Source organism: Pseudomonadota bacterium, from assembly GCA_011049115.1.
In the GTDB taxonomy this organism is placed as follows: Bacteria; Desulfobacterota; Anaeroferrophillalia; order Anaeroferrophillales; family Tharpellaceae; genus DSCM01.
In genome coordinates this window covers 1-21,878 of sequence record DSCM01000053.1, presented here as the reverse complement: position 1 = coordinate 21,878, position 21,878 = coordinate 1, and the positions used below count along the sequence as shown (strand labels likewise).

19 protein-coding genes and 1 pseudogene are annotated in these 21,878 nt (G+C 50.9%); 3 read left to right on the top strand and 17 right to left on the bottom strand.

Annotated elements, in window-relative coordinates; genetic code table 11:
- Positions 1-90 precede the first annotated feature (90 nt).
- The 17 genes and pseudogenes from ENN66_04630 to pdxA all read right to left on the bottom strand — a co-directional run bounded on the left by ENN66_04630 (position 91) and on the right by pdxA (position 18,529).
- Entirely contained in the window at positions 91-1,794 is a 1,704-nt protein-coding gene (locus ENN66_04630) for a glutamine--tRNA ligase/YqeY domain fusion protein (GenBank protein ID HDS15892.1), read from the bottom strand.
- 197 nt (positions 1,795-1,991) lie between these two features.
- A complete protein-coding gene (locus tag ENN66_04625) occupies positions 1,992-2,303 on the bottom strand; it encodes a hypothetical protein (protein HDS15891.1) in 312 nt (103 codons plus the stop codon).
- A 449-nt stretch (positions 2,304-2,752) separates the two neighbouring features.
- On the bottom strand, positions 2,753-3,169 hold the full coding sequence (locus tag ENN66_04620; protein HDS15890.1) for a PIN domain-containing protein: 417 nt from the start codon (positions 3,167-3,169) through the stop codon (positions 2,753-2,755).
- The gene (locus ENN66_04615) at positions 3,166-3,408 is read right to left on the bottom strand and encodes a CopG family transcriptional regulator (GenBank protein ID HDS15889.1); all 243 of its coding nucleotides are present in this window, start codon (positions 3,406-3,408) and stop codon (positions 3,166-3,168) included. Before ENN66_04615 ends, ENN66_04620 begins: the two co-directional genes overlap by 4 nt.
- 282 nt (positions 3,409-3,690) lie before the next feature.
- Positions 3,691-4,965, bottom strand: a complete 1,275-nt coding sequence (locus ENN66_04610; protein ID HDS15888.1) for a hypothetical protein — start codon at positions 4,963-4,965, stop codon at positions 3,691-3,693.
- A 216-nt stretch (positions 4,966-5,181) separates the two neighbouring features.
- Positions 5,182-5,688, bottom strand: coding sequence for a class I SAM-dependent methyltransferase (locus ENN66_04605; protein HDS15887.1), 507 nt, complete (start codon positions 5,686-5,688; stop codon positions 5,182-5,184).
- Between the two features lie 11 nt (positions 5,689-5,699).
- Positions 5,700-6,935 carry a glycosyltransferase family 4 protein gene (locus ENN66_04600; protein HDS15886.1) on the bottom strand — a complete coding sequence of 412 codons (1,236 nt, stop codon included), beginning with the start codon at positions 6,933-6,935 and terminating at the stop codon, positions 5,700-5,702.
- Positions 6,936-6,989: 54 nt separating this feature from the next.
- A complete protein-coding gene (locus tag ENN66_04595; GenBank protein ID HDS15885.1) occupies positions 6,990-7,937 on the bottom strand; it encodes a glycosyltransferase family 2 protein in 948 nt (315 codons plus the stop codon).
- Positions 7,938-7,963: 26 nt separating this feature from the next.
- Positions 7,964-9,556 (bottom strand): oxidoreductase, encoded by a 1,593-nt coding sequence (locus tag ENN66_04590; protein ID HDS15884.1) that lies wholly within the window; start codon positions 9,554-9,556, stop codon positions 7,964-7,966.
- A 73-nt stretch (positions 9,557-9,629) separates the two neighbouring features.
- On the bottom strand, positions 9,630-10,139 hold the full coding sequence (locus tag ENN66_04585; protein HDS15883.1) for a prepilin-type N-terminal cleavage/methylation domain-containing protein: 510 nt from the start codon (positions 10,137-10,139) through the stop codon (positions 9,630-9,632).
- Between the two features lie 7 nt (positions 10,140-10,146).
- Complete coding sequence (locus tag ENN66_04580; protein HDS15882.1) at positions 10,147-12,567, bottom strand: tetratricopeptide repeat protein; 2,421 nt, start codon at positions 12,565-12,567, stop codon at positions 10,147-10,149.
- A 110-nt stretch (positions 12,568-12,677) separates the two neighbouring features.
- Positions 12,678-13,127, bottom strand: a complete 450-nt coding sequence (locus ENN66_04575) for a prepilin-type N-terminal cleavage/methylation domain-containing protein (protein ID HDS15881.1) — start codon at positions 13,125-13,127, stop codon at positions 12,678-12,680.
- A 300-nt stretch (positions 13,128-13,427) separates the two neighbouring features.
- Positions 13,428-14,423 carry a cysteine synthase A gene (cysK, locus tag ENN66_04570; GenBank protein ID HDS15880.1) on the bottom strand — a complete coding sequence of 332 codons (996 nt, stop codon included), beginning with the start codon at positions 14,421-14,423 and terminating at the stop codon, positions 13,428-13,430.
- A gap of 129 nt (positions 14,424-14,552) precedes the next feature.
- Positions 14,553-14,940, bottom strand: a pseudogene (locus tag ENN66_04565) (cytoplasmic protein).
- A gap of 55 nt (positions 14,941-14,995) precedes the next feature.
- Positions 14,996-16,240, bottom strand: a complete 1,245-nt coding sequence (gene hemW, locus ENN66_04560; protein ID HDS15879.1) for a radical SAM family heme chaperone HemW — start codon at positions 16,238-16,240, stop codon at positions 14,996-14,998.
- Positions 16,241-16,512: 272 nt separating this feature from the next.
- Complete coding sequence (locus ENN66_04555; protein HDS15878.1) at positions 16,513-17,337, bottom strand: IclR family transcriptional regulator; 825 nt, start codon at positions 17,335-17,337, stop codon at positions 16,513-16,515.
- A 187-nt stretch (positions 17,338-17,524) separates the two neighbouring features.
- Complete coding sequence (pdxA, locus tag ENN66_04550) at positions 17,525-18,529, bottom strand: 4-hydroxythreonine-4-phosphate dehydrogenase PdxA (GenBank protein ID HDS15877.1); 1,005 nt, start codon at positions 18,527-18,529, stop codon at positions 17,525-17,527.
- Positions 18,530-18,852: 323 nt separating this feature from the next.
- On the opposite strand from pdxA, the gene ENN66_04545 reads away from it, so the two are divergent.
- The 3 genes from ENN66_04545 (at position 18,853) to ENN66_04535 (ending at position 21,836) form a co-directional block, all read left to right on the top strand.
- Entirely contained in the window at positions 18,853-19,737 is an 885-nt protein-coding gene (locus tag ENN66_04545) for a 4-hydroxybenzoate octaprenyltransferase (protein ID HDS15876.1), read from the top strand.
- A gap of 70 nt (positions 19,738-19,807) precedes the next feature.
- The gene (locus tag ENN66_04540) at positions 19,808-21,121 is read left to right on the top strand and encodes a DUF1015 domain-containing protein (protein ID HDS15875.1); all 1,314 of its coding nucleotides are present in this window, start codon (positions 19,808-19,810) and stop codon (positions 21,119-21,121) included.
- The gene (locus ENN66_04535; protein HDS15874.1) at positions 21,033-21,836 is read left to right on the top strand and encodes a methyltransferase domain-containing protein; all 804 of its coding nucleotides are present in this window, start codon (positions 21,033-21,035) and stop codon (positions 21,834-21,836) included. Before ENN66_04540 ends, ENN66_04535 begins: the two co-directional genes overlap by 89 nt.
- The last annotated feature ends 42 nt before the right edge of the window (positions 21,837-21,878 follow it).

Below are 21,878 nucleotides of genomic sequence, written 5' to 3'. Positions count from 1 at the left end.
ATTCCGGGGACACGCTCCCGGTTTCCTTTGGAAATCAGGTCGTGTCCCCGGAATATCCGCAAACCAGAAAATAAACTGTGGGGCACCAATCTAATCCCTAACGTTTTCCCGGGCCCAGGTATCCCGCAAGGTCACGGTGCGATTAAAAACCGGGTGCAAGCCGGGTTCGACCCGGCGATCCGGAGTAAAATATCCTAGCCGCTCGAACTGCACCGAGACTCCCAACGGAACTTCGGCCAGGGCCGGCTCCAGACGGCAATCATCCAGCACGATCAGGGAGCTGGGGTTGATCTTGCTCGTGAAGGGCCGGCCATCCTTTTCGGCTCCGGGATCCTCGACCGAAAAAAGGCGATCGTAGAGACGCACCTCGGCACGAACCGCGCTCGCCGCCGCCACCCAGTGCAGCGTCGCCTTGACCTTGCGCCCGTCCGGAGCGTTGCCGCCCCGGGTCGCGGGATCGTAGGAACAGTAGAGCGCAGTGATCTCGCCCTGGGCGTCTTTTTCCACTCGTTCGCAACGAATGAAATAAGCGTAGCGCAGGCGGACTTCACGACCCGGAGTCAGACGGAAAAACCGTTTCGGAGCCTCCTCCATGAAATCGTCACGTTCGATATAAAGTTCCCGGGCAAAAGGAACCTTGCGGCGGCCCATGGCCGGATCTTCCGGATTATTGACCGCCTCCAATTCCTCCACCAAGCCTTCGGGATAGTTCTCGATGATCACCTTCAGCGGATTCAAGACCCCCATGTAACGCGGCGCCCGCCGGTTTAAATCTTCGCGCACCGCATATTCCAGCAGACCGATATCAACCATGCTGTTGCGCCGGGCCACCCCGATACGCTCACAGAAATTACGAATCGACTCCGGGGTAAAGCCCCGCCGGCGCAGGCCGGAAATCGTCGGCATGCGGGGATCGTCCCAACCGTCGACAAGCCCTTCTCTGACCAGCTGCAGCAATTTCCGCTTGCTCATGACCGTATAGCTGAGATTGAGCCGGGCGAATTCAATCTGCCGGGGCCTTGCCGGCACCGGCAGATTCTCGATAAACCAGCCATAGAGAGAACGATGGTCCTGGAACTCAAGGGTGCAGATCGAATGCGTGATCCCCTCGATCGCGTCGCACAGACCGTGCGCGAAATCGTACATCGGATAGATGCACCAGGCATCACCGCTGCGATGATGCCTGGCCCGCAGGACTCGATACATGACCGGATCGCGCAGGTTGATATTGCCCGCCGCCATGTCAATTTTTGCTCGCAACACCCGGCTTCCGTCGGCGTATTCTCCCGCCCGCATCCGCCGGAAAAGGTCAAGATTTTCCGCCGTCGAACGTTCCCGGTAAGGGCTCTCGCGGCCGGGTTCGGTCAAAGTGCCGCGATAAGCCCTGATTTCTTCGGCGCTGAGATCGCAGACATAGGCCTTGCCGTCCCGGATCAGCGTTTCGGCGTAAAGATAAAGCTGCTCAAAATAGTCGGAAGCAAAAAATTCGCGCTCCCGCCAGTCAAATCCGAGCCAACGGACATCAGCCCTGATTGAATCTACATATTCGGCCTCCTCCTTGCTCGGGTTGGTGTCATCAAAGCGGAGATTGCATTTGCCCTGAAACTTCTCGGCCAGGCCGAAATTAAGGCAGATCGATTTGGCATGCCCGATATGAAGATAGCCGTTGGGCTCCGGCGGGAAACGGGTATGTACCCGACCCTCATTCTTGCCCGCCCGCAGATCCTCATCAATCAGCACCTGAATAAAATTGGCGGCCCCGGCCGGGCTCCCGGCCGCCGACCCGTTTGCCATCTCGTTCGCCACTTCGTTTGCTCCAGCCACGTGATTGTCAACAACCGCCGGCACAATTACACTGTCTTTATCTTCAAGTTTCATGTCTGAATTCATAGACCCACTCTCGTTAACTGTTTCCTGTGACCAGCAATAATTTTCTCTTTCCCAACAGCGGCATATTCGTTTTGCATCGGATTACCGCCTTTCCGACAACCCTACAGATAGATCACCTCAATTACGCGGCCGGATTCCTGAAGCTGTTCGCGGCGGCCGATTTCATCCGGATTATCCGGCGGCCGGCGATTAAAAAGCAGCAATCGGCCGAAGTCAAGGGCAAGACGCTCGAAATAGGTGGCCAGCTGCACCCGGCCTTCGGCCAGAGCCTCGGCCCGATTAAGCTTCAGTTTAAAAGCGAAACGCTCTTCCCTGAACTCAATCAACAGATCCAGCCGCCCCAGCCCGGCGGCGTATTCCCGGCTGATGTAACCGCCGCCGTTGACAATCCGCTGCAACCAGGCCAAGAACATCTAATGCGGGAATAATCCCGCAACCCAAATGATTTCTCACGGCCCGCAAATAAGCACTCTTATCAGGCCCAACAGAGCTGGATAAGTTTCTTCATCGGGACATCCCCTTCGGGGATAACCCGTGAAACACTTAACATTTTCTTGTTTTTGTGGTTGAAAAAATCATTGAAAAAACAAGAAAATAACCTGTACGGTCTAATGGTGCGCGGCCTCAGTATAGCATAATCGTGGTCTTACCGGTCTGCCGCGGCGCGTGCAGAATGAAATAACGCTTATCGGCAATCCGGCGGCGGACGTTATCGAAACGGCTTTCCGTATCCGCCGTATAGTGATCCCTGAGCACACAAGGCCCGGCGGTATTGAAAAATCTAGGCATGTTTCACCTGTCGGCGACAATTTTCAGGGCTACTGAAGAAATCAACTGATCAGTTAAACCAACACTCTGTATATTACAACCCGGGAAAGACATTTTTGAATGTTTTTTTGCCTTGAATCCGATAAATCGTAAAATCACGATCAATGGTGGCAATCCGGTTCAGAGAAAGTTTCTCGGCCAGGAGAACCAGGCACGAATCAGCGAAATCCATCGGTAAATCGCGGTATTTATCCGTCAGATCCTTGATCACGGCAAAATCATGTCGCTTGATTTCGTGTATCTCCAGGCCTCCCCGGCTCAGCCATTCGAGGAAATCCAGCTGGGCGTTTCGATTAAAATTAAGAAGATGCAATACTTCAGTTATCGAAGCCAGAGTGGTAATCAGGGGATCGGCGTTGGTTTGGATGAAATCAACCGCAGCCTTGTGATATCTGTCCGAAGCATCGAAAAGAGCAATCAACGGGCCTGAATCAATCAAAATCTTTTTCATACCCTTTTGCCGCTCAGCTTTTCACGCAGAATCTTCTTGCGATCGGAAGAGAGGTTTCCCCGTCCGCTGGAATAATTTCCAAACAGATCCTTTCCCGTTTGCCAGGCATTGTCCGGTGGAAGACGATCAAGAAAACCAGCGATACTCCGGCGGATCAATTCCGATTTCGACATGCCCAGATTTCTCGCCGTGCGAATCAATTCCTGCTCGAGTTCGGGATCAAGTCTTAGGGTTATCATAGCCACCTCCGTATTTCACAACGTAATACAAGGTGGACCTAATGTCAAACATTTTGCCAAATTTCCCCTGCCCACACCGGCACGCATGGCATACGCAATAGTTAAAGTCGAGCTCCTGCTACACGCAGCATAGCCACCAGGGCCTCGGCCGAAAAGCGCTGCCCGGTCTCCGCCGTGTGCTGGCCGTAGAGATCGGCAACCTGGGCCGGAGAAAAATCCGCCACCCGGAAAGACCGCTCCTTGGTATTGAAACAGGAACCATATTACCGATAAATACTCTTTTTACGACGTTAAAACATCTGACATATAACGCCTGACGAATAAAAAATAACACAGAAAAACAAAAACATCGACAACCGAAGTGGCGATGGCAACCCCGATGAGTCCCCAATATTTAAGCAAAAAGATGTTAGCCAAGAAGTTAACTCCCATGGCCAGCAGTGAAACCAACGCCAGTAAACGAACTTGCCGTAAAACCAGGATGGCCCGTGATAAAACATGAGACAATGCCAGAAAAGGGATTCCCATAAGGTACCACCAGAGCAACCTTTCAATTTCCTGCAAATTTGAAGCGTTAAAATTTCCCGGTCGAAATACTATTGGGACCCAGATGTTCAGGGTTAACATTAAAATCAAAACAAATGGTAAACAGAATAAGGTTGTCAGCCAGCAGGCACGCGCTACCGTCTTCCAGGAAAAGTCAACACTTGGTGAGTTATGTTGCTGCGCCCATTCACCCAGCAGAATTACCAGCACCCCCACTAATGCAAGAACCGGCATTCCGCGTAATTTACCTGCATACTCAACCAGCGTAACACTTCCCGGTGAAAAGCTACCAACCATTGCCAAATCAACTATTGGGTTTACAACGGTACAGGCTAAAACCAGAGTCATCCACAAGACATTGCGATAAACATCCCAAAACACCTTATCTGAATTTCGACGCAGAACACTTTTCAAACTGATTTTAAGGTCACGGGGAAAAAGGCAGATAAAACGTAAAATCTCACCAACTAGAAATGCTACAGACAGAACCAGAATGTTACGCTGCGGCAATAGCAGCAAAGTAGCTAACACTCCAATACTGCGCAGAGAAATGTGTATGGTGGGTAAAATGTAACGGCGCTGATACTGATGGTAACTTGAAAACAAAGAAGAGAGAAAAGCCAGCCCAGGCTGCAAGGAAAGAACAAGTACCGACCAAACAGCAGCCATTCCGATATCTGGGACATGAATCCGGCGCCAGGGAGCGACCCAAAACCCACCCACCAGCATAGCGGAACAGGCAATAATTACTATACAGAATGATAACTTTACAGAAAATCTATAAAAATCGGCTCGTTCATCTTCTGCCAAACGATACCATTCCGGCACGAAAGCACTTTCCGCAGCATAATAACTGATGCTGACAAAAAAATAAGCTACACCATAAACGAAGAAAAACCAGTCAGTAGAAACCGAAACGCCGAAAAGATTAGCAACAACAAAAAAAAGAATGAAGTTAAGCAGACGACCGCAAATATTAACAACACTGACAGCGAAAAAACCATTTAACATTTCAAAATGTACTATTGCCTCTCTTATCCATTATTTATGGCGCTGATAAATAATCTGGATTTAAAATATTTCCCTAATAAAGGAAGAAATGAAAAAGCATGAGAATATTTGAGAATACGGTTGTAATGTGGGATCAATTTCAACCTAATATCTGAAAAAAAAGCCTTTTCAAGTAAACTTATGTTTTGCTCTGGTGTTCGAACGGCAACATGCTCTTCAAATTGATGAATGAATAAGGAAATTATATTTTTTCATTATCTCAATAAAGTAATCAGCATTGGGCGTGTGCAAGTATAATTTCCCACCAATTTTTAGTAATGACTTAATGGCTCTTAGGATTTCCAACCATTCATCGTCATATACATGCTCGCTAAAGTCCAAAGCAAAACCAACATCAAACTTTCCCGGATTATTAATACAGAAATCAACTATATCTGAACAAACAAAAGTTGCGTTACTGATCATTAGTCGATCTTTGGAATCGTTGGCCTGTTTCACAAAATGTTCTGAAAAATCAATACCGAAATAATGCTTTACCCTAGATGAAAGATAGGACATCAACATTCCATTTCCACAAGCAAAGTCTGCAACCACATAACCTGCTTCCAATTCAAAATAATCATATAGCCTTTCAAGACGAGCAGGTGACTGCATTTTCTCAAACGCATTAACGTAATCCAAACCATATAACAGCTTTAACTCGTCGTAACTTTTTTTATTCATTCCTCGATACACTACATCTTATTTACCAGAGCAAGACAATCGTTTATTAAGGAGGCAAACGACACAGCAGAAACTTTTCTTGAAAATTTTGCTTCTACACAAGACTTTGCCTTTATTGAGATAGATTCATATAAACTTTTGTCTTGCAACAACATTTTAACAGCATCTGCAATCTTCTCAGGACAACTTCCAGGAACCAGGACACCTGTTTCAAGATTGGTAATAGTGTCCGCTATTCCACCTAAATCTGTAGCGACTACTGGCGTGCCTGAGAACATGGCCTCAATAAAAGTCAGACCTTGACCCTCTATCCAACCATCATCAGAGATTTTAGATGGTCCAATGAATATATCGGCAGCAGAGTAGTAGTCATATACCCTGGCTGGCGGAACCCCCCCAACAAACTTAACAACATTTTCGAGTTCTAATGACTTTGATAAATTTTCAAACCTATCTCTATCTTGCCCTTCACCAACGATTAAAGCTTTCACACTGATATTTTGTTGGACTAATATTTTAACCGCATGCAAGAAATCACCTACACCTTTTTCCTCAACAAGTCGCCCCAAAAACAGTAACAAAGGCCCCTCACCAACAGCATATTTTTCTCTTATTTCCGATTTCCGATCCTCACTTACGGCGACTGGGGCAGACACTCCCATAGGTATCAACTGTATATTTTTTTGATTTTGAACCAGAGTGTTAACAGCTTTTTTAGTAGCCGAACTATTCACCGTTATAAATGAAACATTAGACACCACCAGTCTTTTGATGACCTTAAAAAGCCAGCCATTCAAGCGAAAAACGTCACCTCCGTGAATAGTCACAATAATCGGTAATTTAAAAATTTTCGCAATTACAAGCCCAATAAGTCCTTGTGGCAATAACCAATGACAATGAATAACGTCATACCGATACTTTATTTGTAAAAACATCCCATTCAACAACTGAAAAAAGATCAATGGAAATAATTTTAATTTCTGATGCAGCCCTTGTTTAAGATTGACTAAGGCACTTCCTTGAGAACAAAGAGTTTCTCCAGACAACGGCCACCAATATCTGTAGCGAAAGACTCTCACTTTAGACCAAGTCTCTTCAGGCTGTGAATTCGGGGTATGCGGGGTCAGAACATCAATGTCAAAGTCATTACATTCTGATAAATCTTTAGCTAAGGCATAGACAAAAGACCCTGCATAATCCTCTCTAAATTGAGGAAAGCTGGAAGTAATACAAAGAATTTTTGGCAAGATATAACACCTATCGCAAGAACAGCACCGCAAAACAAATTCATTGATTTAAAATCAACGTAGTTCCTTATTGTATTCCATATCAAACCACATGGCAAAAAACAGTGATTGCAGACCGGAGACAAAAAGAAAGGCGGCAAACAAGGCGCTGGTCGTTGCCACACCTGCACCTAAGATTCGAAGCAACGCTAAATACCCCCCAAAAATGAATCCCAGCGGCGTTAACGTCATACCCATCAGATAGAAAAAAAGCAACGGATGGAAATCTCGGATCACGTATTTTTCGAACATGCGCCGCCAGAAACCTTTAACCAGTAACCATGAAATCGAAAAGACCACCTCGCGCACTCTGATACCGGATTTCTCACCGACGTTGTAAACCGGCCGGATCGATATGTCCCGCACCCTGAAATAGCCGATATTCAGCTTGATCAGTAAATCATTGGGCATTCCGTAACGGGGATAAATATTTTCAAGATCAATGCTCTGCAGGGCAATCAGAGAAATTGCGGTGTAACCGCTTTGAGAATCGGCAACATGCCAGTAACCGGAGGCAATTTTGGTAAACAGCGACAGAAAGGAATTGCCGATATAGCGGTAATGCGGAATCATGTCCCATGATTCGCCCCGAAAGAGCCGGTTTCCTTTAGCATAATCACACTCACCAAGGCAAACCGGCTCGACAATGCGGGGCAAGTCCGCCGGATCCATCTGGAAATCGGCCGCCATGACGGCGGTCACTTCAATTTGATTATCACGAGCCCAGATATAACCAGTGGCGATCGCGGCCCCTACGCCACGATTGGATTCATGGCACAGCAACACCAGGGACGGCAAGTTCTGTGCCAGTTTTTTGACAACATCCACCGTCCGATCAAAACTACAATCATCAACCACCACAATATGATCGACAAAATCCGGCATACTGTTAATTACTTTAGCAATCAGCAGTTCCTCATTATAAGCCGGAACAACCACGGCTATGGTCTTGTCCGCGAACATCCTGACACCTGTAAAATAAACAAAAATTATTCTTTTATCTCAAACACCTGGTCTGCGACAAGGCGGAAACGTCGACCACAATCCGGGCATAAGGCCAGTGCTTGTTCGAACACCAGACGCTGGTTGCAATCACAAACCCAGCCCGCCTGGCGAGCCGGATTACCCAAGACCAGGGCATGGTCCGGAACCGCATGCGTGACCACGGCGGCCGCGCCGACAAAAGCGTATCTGCCGATATCGTTGCCACAGACAACTGTGGCGTTGGCTCCAATCGTGGCCCGATAACCAACTCGAGTCCGCCGGAACTCATGTTTACGGGAGATATGAGCTCGAGGATTGATAACATTTGTAAAAACCATGGACGGCCCGAGAAAAACTTCATCCGCCAGCTCAACCCCGGAAAAAAGACTGACGTTGTTCTGGATCTTACAACCTCGGCCAACTTTGACATTTGGAGCGACCACTACATTCTGGCCGATGATCGAATTTTCCCCGATTTCACAGCCTTTCATCAAGTGAGAAAAGTGCCATATTTTAACGCCCGCTCCAATCGTCACTCCTTCTTCGACTACAGCGGTAGGGTGGATATCATATGCCAGCCGCGCGGAGGTAGAATAATTTATTGTCTTGCCGCGCTCGCGGTCACGCGAAAGTGACAACTGGCACTGTTCCAGCACTTTGAGCACCGCAACCCCCTCAAGCCCGTCGGTTCGAGGTTGCTCGCGACTCACCAGACAGGCAAGGAAATGTTTGAGTTCCTCACGCAACGGCTCTACGGCCGGCAAAGGAACTTTTTCCGCAGCAGCCTTACATGGTACAGGCTCAACCCCGCGCCATTCAATTGTGTGAGGATAGAGCAGCAATTTATTATCGGGATCAGGATCGGTATCATTAAAAACCACCATGCAACGTTCACCGACAACTACCAGGCGCTGTTCCTTAAACGGGTGCAGCCAGGAAACAAAAATGTGGGCCTGTACTCCAGAAGGAAAACTCAGCTGGCTTAAAGTTACATCGGCAAGCCTGGGATTAAGAAAATTCCCACCGCCAGCCGTAACCCGATCCGGAGTTTCACCAACCAACCCCAGAATTACGGAAATGTCGTGCGGGGCGAACGACCATAAAATATTTTCCTCGCGACGAATCTTGCCAAGGTTGAGACGGTTTGAATAAATATATTGCAAACGACCCAGTAAACCGGCATCTATCATCTCTTTAATTTTAAGCACGGCCGGATGATACCAAAGCAAATGCCCGACCATTAGGATGGCCTTAGCTGCCGAGGCTCTGCGAACCAGATCTTCACCATAGTCGGCGGTCAGACTGAGAGGTTTTTCTACAAAAACATCCTTGCCCGCAGCCAGGGCCTTACAAACCATCGGGTAATGCATTTCCGCCGGGGTGGCAATCGCGATAGCGGAAATAAAGGAATCAGACAGAATCTGATCATATGACGAGGTGACTAAAACTTCCGGAAAACTGTGTTTGACAGATTGCAGACTTTCAGGACTTCTGTCACAGACTGCAGCCAAAACCCCCAATTGATAAAAATTACGCACCAGGTTCCGCCCCCAGTAACCACTGCCGACAACCGCAACCTTCACCGCCTCTTGCACCATTGATTTTCACATCCCTCTATAAAGTAACTCAGCCCGCCGGTATTATCGCAGACAATTTCAAGCGCAAAAGACCTCAATCAAAGATCCATCTGAAAACCGAATACCCCTTAATCCCTGCCACCGAGGTATCACAGACCGGGTCGATATTGGTATGACTGATCGTCCAGCGATCGGTCGCGCCACCGACAACCCTGACCGCCACAATCGAAAAGGATGGCGCTGTGGTGGCGTTCGCACTGAGCGTATATTCACCCTTGACATAGGAGTTATTTACCGACGCATCGGCAAAACCCGGCAGGATATCAATCGTATTCGAATAAACACCATTCTCGCTGAAAAATTGTTCCTGGGCCATCTGCGCCGCTTTCAGGCCGATAATCGCATCCGCCTGCTTGGCGCGGTCGACATAGTTTGCATACAACGGAATGGCGACGGCCGCCAACACGGCCAGGATAGCGACGGTAATCATCAACTCAACCAGGGTAAAACCATCAACTGCTTTGTTCTCACTCATTTTTCCCCTCCGCAACCACATTAATCCAGAAAAATGCACCATAAAAAACAGGGCCGAGCTAAAAAACAACAAGACCTCAGAACCTTACTTCACCATCACTATCAACCAGCTGTATCATGGCCAGAACCTTATTTTTTTGAGGATAAGCCGGAAAAAGCTCCAAGGCTCTCTTGAGGGACCGGCCGGCTTTATCCCGCTCACCCATCGCCAGCAGATACATTCCTTTATTAACCCATAACTGGGCATAAAATGGATCCAGGGATAAAGCCGCCTCTATTTTTTGTAAGGCCGTGAGATAGTCGTTTTTTTTAAAGAAATACCAGGAATACAGTAAGTTAAAGTCTACGGGAAAAACATCTTTTTCCTCCAGGTTGTGAAAGCAATACGCCAGCAAAGGATCCAAGGAGAAATTATATTTTTGTAAAAAATAAATCAGTCCCATCATAAAATGAGAAGAGCTGTGCCAAGCCTTAAAAAAATATTTTTCCTGCAAGGTTCCCTTATCTTTCTGCAGATTATTGGATGCAATGGTTTTTTCTATGTTTTCCAGCCTGGCTTTCAATTGAGAATTTTCACCATTAGCACTCAGGCCGGCGCGACAGACATTCAAAGCCCGCTCAAACTCACAACATTCAATCAATACGTCTGTCAGCTTTAAACTTGCATATTCATTAGCACATTTTTCAAACTCTTGGTTAGAACTGATTTGCTTATTTTCTTCAAAAAGTTTCTTATGGGCCAGAAATAAACGCGCCATGGTCTTGACTGTCGCGGACTGGTCTTTAAATAACAATGAATATCGCAAAGAATCATTTAGCGTGGAAATGGCTTTCTCGTATTCTCCTACCTTGAAATAGGCTATGCCTAGATTACCAAGGAAAAAGGGCAACGCATCTCTTTTTGCCTCCTTGGGGGCGCCGGCAAGCAGAGCTTCTCCTCTTGCAATTGCACCGAGATAACCGTTTACCGATATTTCAGCCGCCAGCAGATTACATGCCGCAGCCCAGTATTCCTCGTAGTTTTTCCGGGAAAGACTGATCGCCTGTTCAGCGGCCGCTATCGCCTCCTCATACTTTCCTTCAGAACTGTAAGCCTTGGATAACCCGGCGTAATTTCTCGCTTTCAAGGGGGCTTTTTCAGCACAATCACGATAAATTGAAACCGAACTGCGCCAATCGACATTACGTTGATAAGTTAACAAAGTTAAACCTGAAAAAACCAGAAGAACAATTGAAATCAGAATTTTTCTGACCTTATCATCCGATAGATTTCCGCGAATTTTTTTGATCAGACTAAAAACCGTAATGCCCAGAATGATAAAGATTCCCACAGAAGGAAGATATAAGCGATGCTCAAACATCAGTTCAAGAGGTACGATGCTTGACTCGATTACAAGATTCATAAAAAACCAAGCCAAACCAAATTTCAGCAATGTTTGCCGTTCCGGCATCCAGTATGCGGCCGAGACCATGCCCACAATAAAAATGATGGAAAAAAAGGTAGTCGGTGGAGAGAATATTCCGGTTGAAACAATTACATCATGCTCAAGATTTAAACGAGACGGCAGGGGCAGTAAGAGAAGGGAAAAATAGGTGACCACGACCCGGGCTTCAGTCATCAGTCTCTCCGACCATGAGAAATGACGACTGGCGTAACCATCGAGAATGCCGGGCAAAAGAAATTTGTACCCAAACACAAAAACAAGAACCGAGACCAAACTCAAGACTACCATAATTCTCCGGTTGCCAAGCCAGGTTCTTAATTTCCTTCTTGTGGAGCGAAAAAAAAGCAACTCTGATACAAACAACATCAGCGGCAACATCGCCGAATTTTCTTTACTTAAGAACGCCATAACGGCCGACATCAGGGAAACCGCGAAAAACAGCATGGATTTCAAGCTTGTTTTTTGTCTTTTTTCCAGGTCGATGCGGGCAAAAAGATACGCCGCCACGGACAAAAAATAAAACAAACTCATCAAAGCCGTCATGCGCTGGACAACATAAGTTACGGCATTGGTCTGCACAGGACATAACAGCCACATACCGGAGACGAAAACAATGAGAATATCGAGGTTAGGGATCTTGGTTTGTTTTGGACTATCAATGGAAAATACTTTAAACAATGTACTGATCAGAAATAAAAGCATTAAATATGCGAAAATATGGATGGTCAAGTTCGTAAAGTGATACACGGACAAACGACCCCGACCACGCAGATGATCTAGAGAAAATGTTAGCAAGGGAAGATAGCGCTTTAGGCCAAACTTGGTCTCCGACAATTTAAGCAGTGAATTCCGGTCAAAGGTATCTATATAAATTTTAGGTTCGTCAATAAAACTATGATAATCATCGAGAATCAGAGGTGAATTGAAAGTGTTAGAATAGGCCGAAAAAGCCATGATCGGCAGGATGATGAACGCGATTGCGTAGAACAGGAATGATTCACGGGCAAGACCCGAGAAAATACCGCTCCGACAATACAGGCTATCTCTTTTCATAACAAATCAGTCCAGGTAAATTGCTCTGGCCTCGGGAACGACATCGGTGAGTGCCAACAAAAAAGGGACGCCACCGCATCCCTTTTTTGTCAATAAATGTGATTTAAAGTTTACTTGAGTCCAACGGCATCGCCAAAAGCGCCGCCCAGCTTCCATCCGGTAATTTTCTCATCGGAGGTCGTAGGAGTAGCCGTCAAAGTAGTACCGTATGCTTTGGCGATGTCTCCGACAGCGCTGGAGAGAGTATTCACCGTGAACTGATAAGTAGCACCACTGGTTTTAGCGGTATTCCAGTCGACCGCCGAAGTGTCGGCATCCTTGATAAAGGCCGTAAGCAAAGTATCTGCTGTCGGCAACTCGCCATCGTGCGTCGCATAGTAAGCGGCGATATTGGTCTGCACTGCATGGATCGTGGGAATTACCGTGCTCGCGACCCTGGCCTTCTGAATATAGTTTTTGTACATGGGGATCGCCACGGCGGCCAGAATACCGATGATGGCGACGACGATCATTAATTCGATAAGCGTGAAACCTTGGTTGTTCTTACGTGTCTTCTTCATGACTTTGCTCCTTTTCAAACGTTGCTTAAAAGATCTACGGGTTAAAAAAAACATTCCTTTAGAACATGAATAACCGACCAACAAAATTCTTTTTGTTCAAGCAGTCAGCGCTCACTTCATACCACTGCTTTTGCATTACTATACAGCAAGGTTGATACCACGGCAACCTTTTCAGGTAAAAAAGCGGAAAAATTTTTTCTGCTCAAGGAAAACAGCCCCTTAGCCTGCATTGCAAAGCCAAAACAAAAAGCAGACTCTCGTTATCGAAACCGCATTCACGGCCCCAGGCGACATGATTTGTCAGTCAGGGTGACAAAGATTGTCACCCTGAACCACGTGACGACTCATCGAACGGCCTTCATCCTTGCCCGCGCCGTTTGCGAAAAGCTCGCCGGAAAGATAGCGCTCGCCGCTGTCGGGAAAGATCACAATTATCATTTTCCCCCGGCTTTCGGGACGGCCGGCGATTTTCAGGGCGGCGCAGGCGGCGGCGCCGGAGGAAATGCCGACCAACAGCCCCATGCCGGTCGCCAAGCGGCGCGTCATGGCGGCGGCTTCGTCACTGGATATTTTAACGATTTCATCGACGACCGCCGGATTCAGCACCGGCGGCACGAAACCGGCTCCGATCCCCTGAATGCGATGCGGTCCGGGCTCGCCTCCGGAGAGCACGGCCGACTCCGCCGGCTCGACCGCGATCACCCTAAGCCCGGGCTTTTTTTCCTTAAGCACCTCGCCGCACCCGGTAATCGTCCCGCCGGTTCCGACCCCGGCCACCAGAAAATCGATCCGGCCGCCGCAATCACGCCAGATTTCAAGCGCGGTGGTTCGGCGATGGCATTCAGGATTGGCGGGGTTGGTAAATTGCTGCGGCATGAAGCTGCCGGGGTTCTGCCCTTGCAACCGACAAGCTTCGGCGATGGCCCCTTTCATACCTTCAGGACCGGGAGTCAGAACCAGCTTCGCCCCCAAGGCCCACAACAAGCGGCGCCGTTCCAGGCTCATCGTCTCCGGCATGGTCAGCAGCAGGCCATAACCCCGTTCGGCGGCGACAAAGGCCAGGCCGACACCCGTGTTACCACTGGTCGGCTCGATAATCAGACCGCCGGGAAGCAATTCGCCGTCCGCCTCGGCGGCATCAATCATGGCGACCGCAAGCCGATCCTTGATACTGGAAAGCGGGTTAAAAGCCTCCAGTTTGGCGACCACTTCCGCGCCGCTCTCGCGGCTTAAAAAATCAAGGCGCAAAAGCGGGGTCGCTCCCACCAGGGAACTCAGACGGTTGGCGATTTTCATAAATTTCCTCCAGCCCCCTCCGCCAACGACGCGAGACAACCGGCCTTATCAATCCGGCACCACAACTCAGCCCAACGATTAATCGGCGGCCAATTTTTTACCCGACCAAATTTTTCAGCGGCGGCCGACTCAGCGACCGGGAATGATAATCCGTGATTTTTCCATACTCTGCATTTTCTGCTGTTGTTGCATTTCCTTGATTTTTTTCGACCATGTCGTTCAGGGCCCGGCGCATCGCCTCGGGAAAAACCGCCATCGCCTCGGGAAAAACCGCCATCGCCTCCTCCAGAGTCTCCGCGGGCAGCGGCGCCTGCAGCGGTATCGGGCCTTCGGGCGACATCAACTGGGTGCTGCCGACATAGACCCGGTCGCGATCGAGCTCATCTCTGCCGTCGGGGTGAATCGGGATCAGAACCCTGATCGAGGCGACCTTGAGATCGGTCACGCTTTCTTCCCGATAAAGATTTTCCGTGTCTACCTTAAATTCCGTCATTGCCTGCCGGGCGTTTGCGCTCATGCCTATATCTCTCCGTCTGAAATTTTATCTGAAATGCAACTCTTCAGCCCCATCTTCATAACAGAAATGCCAGGATAGAGTCACTTAAAAAAAGACCCTGGTCGGTTATTTTAAGAGCATGCCGGTCGCGGGCCAGCAGACCTTCCAACTCGAGCGGACGGGCCCGCGACAGCAGGTCGGCTACCAATTCGCAGCCAAACTCGTCCTTAAGCTCAGCCAGTTCAACCCCCTGACGCAGGCGCAGACCCATCATCAGACTTTCCGAAAAAGAAACCTCGCGGTCCACGGTTTCGGTCTCGCTCCAGGAACTCTCCCGGCCGACCGCCGACCAAAGCCGGTCCTCGGGTCGAAAACCTAAACCCGCCGCCGCGGCCCGACGCCAGGCGGCGAGCTTTTCCATATACAAAAAAGGATCGGCCAGATTGCAATAGTGCTCGGCCCACGAATCCTGATGACGGCGGCCTTTCCAATTACCGCAGGCCCCGGCGCCAAGCCCGATGAAATCCCGCATCCGCCAACAAGCCAGGTTGTGTTGCGCCTGAAACTTTCGCTCCCGGGCATAGTTCGAAACTTCATACCGCCGCAGCCCTCCCCTTTCCAGGCGGCGACTCACCAGTTCCATCATTTCCCGCTGGACGGCTTCGCTTAAAGACCGCAAGCGGCCCGCCGCGACCTCGGCCTTCATTTGAGTCCCCGGTTCCAGCGAGAGAACATAGGCGGAAACATGTTCGGGCGCGAGGGAAACCAATCGTTCAAGATCGACCTCCAGCTGACTGATTTCTTGTTCCGGCCAGGCATAGATCAGGTCAAAACTCAGATTCTCGAATCCGGCCCGACGTAATACGGAGATTGCCTGAACCGCGCTCTCGGCATCATGCCGACGGCCCAGGATTTTCAAACCCCGCTCGTCAAAGGTCTGCACGCCCAGACTTACCCGGTTGACCCCGGCAGCGCGATAGCCTTCCATCCGCCAAAGCTCGACATCGGCGGGATTGGCTTCCAGCGTAATTTCGAAGTCTTCGGCAAACCCCGGGGTCTCACTCAGATACTCGATAATCTTGGAAAAAAAAGAGGGCGAAAAAAGCGACGGCGTACCGCCGCCGAAATAAAGGCTGGCAAGAGGGTGGAAAAGCTCGGGGAAAAGCCGGCGGCGACAATCAAGCTCGGCCAGCAGAGCCTCCAGGTATTCGGCTTCCGGAACCCGATCAACGGCGACCGAGACAAAGGAACAATAAGAGCAACGCGAGTGACAGAACGGTAAATGAATATAGACATGGCCTGCGGCCGACGGCTTATTCAACTTGCACCCGCCAAGGCGTTAAAAACAACTTTTTTTTCAGAACATCAGCGAAACCGGACCAAAACATAAGCTCAACGCGAAGCAAGCCGCCGGCCCCTAACGGCTATTGCGGCCTGAGAACAAGCTCCCTCACCCTGCATTGACTTGATTTTTCAAACCAATCTAAACTGTGAGCTGCTGACACGGCCCTTACCGGGGTTACACATTTTCAGCAAAACATCCTCGGAGTTTCACCCCTGAGGATGCTTTGCAAGCTGCAACTCCGCCAGCGGTCACACGGATGCCGGCCCGCTTTTTTCTTCGATCTGCAGGGTGATTTCATAACCGAGACGACGGGAAATTTCAGCCGCCGCCTGTTTGACCGCCGGCGCGACCTTATTCTGGATGCATTCATCCGTCAACCGGAAAGAAGGCCCGGAAACACTGATCCCGGCCACCACCCTTTTAGTATAGTCACGGATCGCGGCCCCGACGCATTTGACGTCATGATCATATTCCTCGTCATCGATGGCGTAGCCCTGCCCCTGAATCCGCTCCAGTTCACTAAAAAAAGCATCCTTGTCCCGAATTGATTTGGGCGTACAGGCCTCCCAGTTCTTGACCGGAGGCAGAATCTTTTCCAGTTCTCCGGCATTCATCGAGGCGACCTGCGCCTTGCCGATGGCGGAACACCAGACCGGCAGCTGCGAGCCGACCCGGGAAACCACCCGCACCGCCTGATCCGACTCAACCACGTCCAGATAAACCACATTATGATTGCGGATCACCCCGACATAAACGTTCTCGCGTAAATCCTTGCAAAGCTTTTCCATCACCGGATGGGCCTGACGCAGAACCCCCATCTGCCGAATAAAGGTCTGCCCCAACTCCAGACTTTTGATGCCCAGACGATAATTTTCGGTGATTTTATTCTGCTCGATATAACCCTTTTCCTCCAGCGTCGCCAACAAACGAAACACGTTGTTTTTATGCAGTTTAAGGCGCTTACTGAGCTCAGTGACCCCAAGTTCGTCGACATCCCCGCTGAATTCTTCAAGCAATGACAGGGCGTGCACCACGGCCTGAATTATATAATTTGATTTTTCCCTTTTAACCATCATCCGAGCCCCCTTGCCCGCCGCATCAAACCCTGAATAAAAAATACTGCGAAGTGGCGCCTGCCACAAACAAACAGCAGCTTAAAAAAAAGTTACACGGCAAGCGTTATAGCCGAAAAAAAAACCACTGTCAAGCTTTTCATGCGCCCGGCAAAACGGATTTATAATAATGCTAAAACAAAATATTTTAATAATTACTTGACAATCTGCGGGCCAGATCCAGCGCCTCTTCCATACTGCGACTGTCGGCGATAAAATCACGAGAAATATCAAACGCCGTACCATGATCAGCGGAAGTCCTGAAAAAAGGCAAACCCAGAGACAGATTCACCCCGTCATGGAAATGGAGCATCTTGAACGGCGCCAGCCCCTGATCATGATAGAGCGCGACCACCACCGCATAGCGCCCCTGCAAGGCTTGATAAAAAAGCGTGTCCGCCGGCACCGGACCGGACACCGGCACTCCTTCGCGCCGCAGCTCCGCCAACACCGGACGCAAGAGACGATCATCCTCATCGCCGAAGGCCCCCCGTTCGCCGGCATGCGGATTCAAGGCCGCCACCCCGATCTCCCCGGCCATTCCGATTTTCCCCATGAAAGCATGCAGCATCAGCACCTTGTCGCGCAGCAGATCAGGGGTCAGGGCCTCCGCCACCCGGGCCAGGGGAATATGAGTCGTCGCCAGCAGAACCTTCAGCCGACGGCCCCAGAACATCATGCCGACAGCCGCGACCCCGGCCAGCTCGCCCAGCAGTTCGGTATGCCCGGGATAATTATGACCGGCCAGATGCCAGGCATGTTTTGAAATCGGAGCGGTGGTCAGAGCGCGGCAACGGCCCTGACGCACCAGTTCCACTCCACGTTCGACGTAGCGAAACGAAGCCTCGCCGAAAGCCGCGTGATCAAGCCCCAAAAGCAGCGCCGGCAGCGCCCGGGCCAGAGGATTGCTGACCCTGACAATCTCAGCCGAACCCCCGGCGCCTAAATCCGCTTCGCCGCCTCCAGTTTCAGCAAAAACCAGGCTTCGGGCGGCGCCGCCGAGCCGCTCGGCAACCCGGCGCAACCAAGCCGCTTCGCCCACCACCACAATCTCCCGACGCTGTTCCGGTGTCTGCCGCGCCAGGGCCCGAACCGTGACCTCGGGTCCGACCCCGGCCGGATCCCCCATTGAAACCGCCAAATCCGCCATCATCAACTCCCGACCTGCAAGCAACCGTAAAACGATAATATCTCAAGACTGAAAACCCGGACGATGAACCCCGGCCAGGCAAAACAGCCCTTGCAACATCACGCCAAATAGAGTAAAGGGGCTCGGTCGTCAAGACCGGACAAGTCCCGGACAGTAACCGATTCCGGCCCGCACGGCTGAACCAAAAAGGCAAATCCCTTTTGTAACTATTCAGCCCATCAGGTCATCCGGGGAATCCAGGTCTTAAGCCAACGACCCCGGAACAACCCATTTTCCCCAGACCCGGGACCGAATCATTACAATTCTTTTTTTTGAGGACAAAGAACATGGAAAAGCAAGCCGTCCGCAAAGAAACCAAGCCTCAGATACGCACTTTTCTGGAAATGGTCAAGTTCTCTCATACGATTTTCGCCCTGCCTTTTGCTCTTTTGGCCGCCATGCTGGCGGCTGACGGCCTGCCGGGAATCTGGAAGATCTTCTGGATTATCGTCGCCATGGCCGGCGCCCGAACCGGAGCCATGGGCGCCAATCGCCTGCTGGATGCCGGCTTTGACGCGAAAAACCCCCGCACCCGCGACCGCGCCCTGCCCGCCGGCCTGATTACCATCCGCCAGGTTCTGTGGCTGACCATGCTCAGTTATCTGGTTTTCATTCTGGCCGCCGCCGCCCTCAATCCGCTCTGCCTGCACCTGGCGCCCTACATTATCATAATTCTGACCTCCTACTCCCTGGCAAAACGTTTTACCCCCCACACCCATTACATTCTTGGCTTCTGCCTGGCCCTGGCTCCTCTCGGCGCCTGGATCGCGGTGACCGGCGCCCTCGCCCCGACCCCGCTGATTCTGGGGCTGGCGGTCGGCTGCTGGGTCAGCGGTTTTGATCTGCTTTACGCTCTGCAGGATATCGACTTCGACCAAAGCGTCGGGCTCAAATCAATCCCCGCCGCCATCGGCGTCGCAGCCACGCTGACACTGGCGCGCAAGCTGCACCTGCTCATGCTCGGGGCCCTGTTTGTTATCTTTCTCATAACGCCGGCACTGGACTGGCTTTTCTTTTGCGCTCTGCTGGTGGTTGCCGCCCTGCTTCATTATGAACACGAGCTTTTAAGCCCGGACGACCTCAGCCGCATCGACACCGCCTTTTTCACGGTCAACGGCTATGTCAGCATTATTCTTTTCGTGGTCGGAGCCCTGGATATTCTGGGTGGCTGAAATCGCAACGGCCTGAATTGAAATAAAAACGAGATCAACTCAAACCTTCAGACACAACCGGAGAATTTCCATGCCCCAGATCGAGGCTTTCAACGGCATCTTTTACAATCCTGAACTGATCGACGACATGGCGGCGGTAACGGCGCCGCCCTATGACGTCATCACTGCCGCCGGCAAATCCGCTCTCGAAAAGCGCAACCCCTACAATATCATCCGCCTGATTCTCGGCAAGGCGGCCCAGGAGATGGGCGGCAGTCGCCCCGAGAGTGAATTCGCCGACGCCGCGACCACCTTCAGGCAATGGCTGGCCGACAAAATTCTGATCAGCGATACCACACCGGCGCTTTACGACCTCGAAGAGGAATTCACTGCTCTGGGCAAAAACTACTGCCGGCGGGGCTTTATCGGCCGCTTTAAACTTGAAGCGGGAAAAAACACGGTGCGCCCCCATGAAAAAACCATGCGCGCCCCCAAGGAAGACCGCCTGCAACTGACCCGCCATTGCCGGGCCAACTTCAGCCAGATTTTCACCCTCTACGAAGACGAGCGCAACACCCTGGAAAAGACCCTGCAACAGGCGCGTTCCGCCGAACCCATGCTGACCTTCACGGACGATGAGGGCGTCACGCGGCGGCTCTGGCGCATTACCGACAAAAAGGCCATCGCCGCCGCCCAGAAGCATCTTCAAGACCGGGAAATTTTTATCGCCGACGGCCACCATCGCTATGAAACCGCCTTGCTTTACCAGCAGGAAATGAATGCCGCCCATCCCGACAACCAGGATCACAACCGGCCCTGGGATTACGTCATGAGTTATTTTTCCAGCATGTCAAGCCCCGGCCTGGCCATTTTACCAACCCATCGCCTGCTCTCAAATTTCCCCCTGCCGGCAACCGAGGAGCTGCGGCGGAGACTGAAAACCTATTTCACTCTGGAAAAGCCGGCCGACCCGACTCCGGTCACAGAGCTCCTGGCCCGACTTGAACAACGCGGCGCCCACTCAAGCTTTATTTTGGCGGCCGGCAACCTTGAACAACCTTTGCTGCTGACCCTGAAACCGGAACCCGCGGCCGAAATTCTCGGACAGCTGCCGCGCGCCCTGGCCGCGCTTGATGTTTCAGTGCTGCAACAGCTGGTTTTCGGACATATTCTCGGCATCAGCGCGGCCGACATGGAACAACAAAGTTATATCCGCTACACCCAGGATGCCGGCGAAGCCCTGGCCGCGGTGGCGCGCGGCGACGCCCAGATCGCGATTCTGCTCAAGTCCACCTTGATTAAGCAGGTTCGGGAAGTTGCCCGGGAAGGTGAGAAAATGCCGCAAAAATCAACCTTTTTCTATCCCAAGCTGGCCAGCGGCCTGGTTATCAACCACCTCGAATAAGAAACCGAGAACCTTGACGATCAAGAAGACCACCCTGGAAAGCCCTCCCGGCGTCGACCTGCTTATCGAACAGCCGAAAAAGGGTTACCGCTACAACCAGGATCCTTTTCATCTTTTTCGTTTCGTGCGCAGTCGGCTTGAGAAAGGGATCTGCGCCCCCGCCGGGGAAGCCCTCGACTTGGGCACCGGCGTCGGGATTCTGCCGCTGCTTCTGGCCCGGGCCCTGCCCGGGCTCAACTTTACCGGCCTCGAAATTCAGTCCGATCTGGCCGACCTGGCGGCCGCCAACGTCAAACGCAACCATTTGGCCGACCGCATTCGCATCATTACCGATGACTACCGTGAAACGGCGAAACGACACGAATTCCAGAACCGTTTTGAGTTCATCGTCTGTAATCCGCCATACTACCCGGCGGCCGCCGGCCGCCTGAACCAATGCCCTCAGAAACGCCTTGCCCGTCACGAGATCGCCGGCGACCTCGACGAACTGCTGGCCGCGGTTTCCCGTTTCCTCAAAAACCGAGGCACCTTTTTTCTGATCTTTCCGGCCGAACGACTGAGCGAACTTTTCACCAAGCTGCAGAGGGTTCAACTTGAGCCCAAGGAACTGCTCTTCCTTCACCCGCGCGACTCGGACCGGGCGGCGACCCTGTTACTGGCCGCTCGCCGTTACGGCTCCCCCGGAATCACGGTCGGAAATCCCATTCTGATATAAAGAAAAAATCTATGAAAAAATATAGGGACAAAATACTTATTT

Excerpts from the sequence above, each read along its gene's own strand:
- ENN66_04630 (HDS15892.1), bottom strand. The coding sequence starts at position 1,794 with ATGGCAAACGGGTCGGCGGCCGGGAGCCCGGCCGGGGCCGCCAATTTT.
- ENN66_04625 (HDS15891.1), bottom strand. The coding sequence starts at position 2,303 with ATGTTCTTGGCCTGGTTGCAGCGGATTGTCAACGGCGGCGGTTACATC.
- ENN66_04620 (HDS15890.1), bottom strand. The coding sequence starts at position 3,169 with ATGAAAAAGATTTTGATTGATTCAGGCCCGTTGATTGCTCTTTTCGAT.
- ENN66_04615 (HDS15889.1), bottom strand. The coding sequence starts at position 3,408 with ATGATAACCCTAAGACTTGATCCCGAACTCGAGCAGGAATTGATTCGC.
- ENN66_04610 (HDS15888.1), bottom strand. The coding sequence starts at position 4,965 with ATGTTAAATGGTTTTTTCGCTGTCAGTGTTGTTAATATTTGCGGTCGT.
- ENN66_04605 (HDS15887.1), bottom strand. The coding sequence starts at position 5,688 with ATGAATAAAAAAAGTTACGACGAGTTAAAGCTGTTATATGGTTTGGAT.
- ENN66_04595 (HDS15885.1), bottom strand. The coding sequence starts at position 7,937 with ATGTTCGCGGACAAGACCATAGCCGTGGTTGTTCCGGCTTATAATGAG.
- ENN66_04590 (HDS15884.1), bottom strand. The coding sequence starts at position 9,556 with ATGGTGCAAGAGGCGGTGAAGGTTGCGGTTGTCGGCAGTGGTTACTGG.
- ENN66_04580 (HDS15882.1), bottom strand. The coding sequence starts at position 12,567 with ATGAAAAGAGATAGCCTGTATTGTCGGAGCGGTATTTTCTCGGGTCTT.
- ENN66_04575 (HDS15881.1), bottom strand. The coding sequence starts at position 13,127 with ATGAAGAAGACACGTAAGAACAACCAAGGTTTCACGCTTATCGAATTA.
- cysK (HDS15880.1), bottom strand. The coding sequence starts at position 14,423 with ATGAAAATCGCCAACCGTCTGAGTTCCCTGGTGGGAGCGACCCCGCTT.
- ENN66_04555 (HDS15878.1), bottom strand. The coding sequence starts at position 17,337 with ATGGTTAAAAGGGAAAAATCAAATTATATAATTCAGGCCGTGGTGCAC.
- pdxA (HDS15877.1), bottom strand. The coding sequence starts at position 18,529 with ATGATGGCGGATTTGGCGGTTTCAATGGGGGATCCGGCCGGGGTCGGA.
- ENN66_04545 (HDS15876.1), top strand. The coding sequence starts at position 18,853 with ATGGAAAAGCAAGCCGTCCGCAAAGAAACCAAGCCTCAGATACGCACT.
- ENN66_04540 (HDS15875.1), top strand. The coding sequence starts at position 19,808 with ATGCCCCAGATCGAGGCTTTCAACGGCATCTTTTACAATCCTGAACTG.